We start from the raw sequence: 3230 nt of genomic DNA on the forward strand, positions 1-3230 counted from the left end.
TCGATACCCATTGAGATGAGGATGGGATTGTTTGTCTGTCGCTGTTGGAAGCTGGCCTTGTCGGAGAGGCCCTTCCAGTTTGCGGCGATGAGGGATTGGGCGACGGCGCCGCCGAGGGTGGTGCCGGGGCCGGTGACGATGAAGAGGTCGGGCGCGAATTCCCGCGCGGCGGTGCGGATCGCGGCGGTGAAGTCGTAGGGTTCCACGACCTGATGACCAAGGGTGTAGTCGCGAAGCGCGCCGACATGGGTCGCGCCGGGCCACCAGACCGAGCCCCGCCCGTCGATCAGCGGGTGCTTCGGCTGGCCGAACAGGCGTTCGGGCAGCCGCGCGCGGCCCTGCGCCGCGACCGGGGCCTGCAGCGCGGTGTGGAAGGCCGCGTGATTGGCCAGCCGCATCGGGAAGCGGCCCTGCTCGGGCGGGACGGCGGCCTCGAAGGCCTTCAACCCCGCCTCGTTGCCGCCGAAGACCAGCATCCCGCCGAGGTCGATCGACAGGGCAAAGGCGTGGCCGGGCCGGGCGGCGATGTCGTCGGCCAGCGCCAAGAGTTCAGCCTTGCGTGCCGGGTTCGGCACCCAGTCCTCGCCCACGAAAGGATGCAGGATCTGCCCGCCGATCAGGCTGTCCTGCATCAGCGTGCCCATGGTGTTGACCACCTCGAACCCCGCCTCGGGCGTCAGCGCCCCGGCGCAGGCAAGCGCCGAATACCAGCCCATCGAATTGCCGGTGACCGCGACGATCTCGACACCCTGGATCGCGCGCAGGTCGCCAAGTGTCGCGGCATAGATCAGCGCGCTCGCATTGTCGCCCCGCGTGTGCTTGGCGACCGAATAGGCCGATGCGCCGTCCAGTGCCGAAAGCGTCTCCTGCCCAAGCGCCAGGCGCTTGTCGTCGAGGCGCGACAGCAGCGCCTTGTCGGCGAAGTGACGACCGAGATAGCCAAGCTCGGTCTTGGTATAGGTGCCGCGACCGGGGCAAACGACGACAGCGGTGGTCATGCCAGCATCCCCTTCGCGGCGCGGTAGATCCCCTCGGCCGAGGGCATCGTCGCCGCATAGGCCGGGCCGGTGGCGATGAAGCTGTCCTCGGCGGTGATCCGTTCGAACGGGACCGAGACTTTCTCGGCCATCACCGCCATCAGCGCCTCGGCCACGCCGCCGGAATGGCGCGTCTCGTCCACGATCAGGATGCGCTTCGCCGGACCCACGGCCTGCAGCAGGCTCTCGACCGGCAAAGGCGACAGCCAGCGCAGGTCGATCACCCGCGAGGCGACACCCTCGTCCGCCAGCCGCGCCTGCGCCTGCCGCGACAGGTAATGGCCGTTGCCGAAGGTGACGAAGGCGATCTCGGTCCCCTCGCCATGCACGCCAACCTCGCCAAGCGGGATCGTCTCGGACGGGTCGGGATAGGTCGTCATCCAGCCGCCATCCTTGTCCGCCAGCAGGTCGCGCATCGGGTAGAGCGCGATCGGCTCAAGGAACACCACCAGCCGCTGTTCCTCCCGCGCCAGCCGCACGCATTCGCGCAGCATCTTCGCCGCCTCGGCGCCGGTGGACGGAACGGCCAGGATCAGCCCCGGAATGTCGCGCAGCACCGCCACAGAGTTGTCGTTGTGGAAATGCCCGCCGAAGCCCTTCTGGTAGCCAAGCCCGGCGATCCGCAGGATCAGCGGGTTGGTGAACTGCCCGTTCGAGAAGAAGGGCAAAGTCGCCGCCTCGCCGCGCAACTGGTCCTCGGCATTGTGCAGATAGGCGAGGAACTGGATCTCGGGGATCGGCAGGAAGCCGTTCTGGGCCATGCCGATGGCGAGGCCGAGGATCGACTGTTCATCCAGCAGCGTGTCGATCATCCGGTCGGCGCCAAAGCGCTGCGTCAGCTTTTGCGTCACGCCATAGACGCCGCCCTTGCGACCGACATCCTCGCCCATCATCACGATCTCGCGGTGCTCAAGCATCAGGTCGGTCAGCGCCCAGTTGATGATCCGCGACATGATCTGCGGCTCGGCCATCGCCTTCATGTCGCCCCCGAACGCCGCCTCGCGCGCCTCGGTCGAGGGGCCGTTGGTCGGCCGGCAGGTGCGCTTGGGCGGGATCAGGCTGGCCATCACCTCGCTTGCGGTCTTGAGCCTTGGCCGCGTCACCGCCTCGGCCGCGACGCGGGCCGTGCGCGCGCAGGTCTCGTCATAGATCGCCAGCGCCTCGGCTTGGGTCATCGCGCCGGCGGCGTTCAGCAGCCGGGCCGAATGCAGCAGCGGATCCTGCGCCTCTTCCGCCTCGACCTCTTCGCGGCTGAGGTAGGTCGTCGGCACATCCGCCCCGGCATGGCCGTAGAGCCGGATCGTGCGCAGGTGCAGGAAGGCGGGCTTGCGGCGGCGGCGGACGTAGTCGGCCGCTTCCTGTGCCACGGCATAAGCGTCGTAAAGGTCGAGCCCGTCGGCCTTGAAATACCGCAGCCCCGGACGCTGCGAGAAGGTCGCCTCGATCCAGCCCTTCGGCGTCTTGGTCGAGATGCCGATGCCGTTGTCCTCGCAGACGAAGAGAAGCGGCAGCGGGATCGACTGGTAGGAGGTCCATTGCGCGGTGTTGAACGCGCCTTGAGCCGTCGAATGGTTGGCCGAGGCATCGCCGAAGGAGCACATCACCACCGCATCCTCGGCCAGCAGCGCATGCTCGGGCCGGAACCGGCGCGACGCCCCCACCGAATAGGCCGCGCCGACCGCCTTGGGCAGATGCGAGGCGATGGTCGAGGTCTGCGGCGGGATCATCAGCGCCCGCGACCCCAGCACCTTGTGCCGCCCACCCGAGATCGGGTCGTCGGACGACGAGGCGAAGGACAGAAGCATGTCCCAGGCCGGGGTCTGGCCCGGCACCTGCATCGAGCGGGCAATCTGGAAAGCGGCATCGCGGTAATGGAGGAAGGCCATGTCGCCGGGACGCAGGGCCCAGGCCACCGCCGCCATCCCTTCATGCCCCGAAGAGCCGATGGTATAGAACCCCTGCCCCGCCTTCTGCATCGCCCGGCTGGTCCGGTCCAGCGCCCGCGTCAGGCAGCCCGCGCGAAAGAGCGCCACCGCATCCTCGCGCGACAGGCGGCCAACAGGCGCCCGGCCAGCGGGGAAATCCCCCGCCGCCACCCGACGGCGGAAGTTCTCGTGCACAATCTCCGCGCGGTCCATCAGTTCAGTCCTTCAGACGGCGCTCAGCCAATGTCGAAGCTCACACCCTGCGCCA

2 protein-coding genes are annotated in these 3230 nt (G+C 68.4%); both read right to left on the bottom strand.

All coding sequences use genetic code 11. From position 1 onward, the window contains the following. The coding region (locus L0V05_RS20440; RefSeq protein ID WP_234873346.1) for an ACP S-malonyltransferase at positions 1–998 on the bottom strand (998 nt) is incomplete at its 3' end. After that, positions 995–3175 carry a dehydrogenase E1 component subunit alpha/beta gene (locus L0V05_RS20445; RefSeq protein WP_234873347.1) on the bottom strand — a complete coding sequence of 727 codons (2181 nt, stop codon included), beginning with the start codon at positions 3173–3175 and terminating at the stop codon, positions 995–997. The genes L0V05_RS20445 and L0V05_RS20440, both read right to left, overlap by 4 nt. Between the last annotated feature and the right edge of the window lie 55 nt (positions 3176–3230).

The sequence above is a fragment of the Alitabrizicola rongguiensis genome, from assembly GCF_021491355.1.
GTDB lineage: Bacteria > Pseudomonadota > Alphaproteobacteria > Rhodobacterales > Rhodobacteraceae > Aliitabrizicola > Aliitabrizicola rongguiensis.

What these genes read in the sequence shown, in the direction of transcription:
- L0V05_RS20445 (WP_234873347.1), bottom strand. Translation starts at nt 3,175, where the DNA reads ATGGACCGCGCGGAGATTGTGCACGAGAACTTCCGCCGTCGGGTGGCG.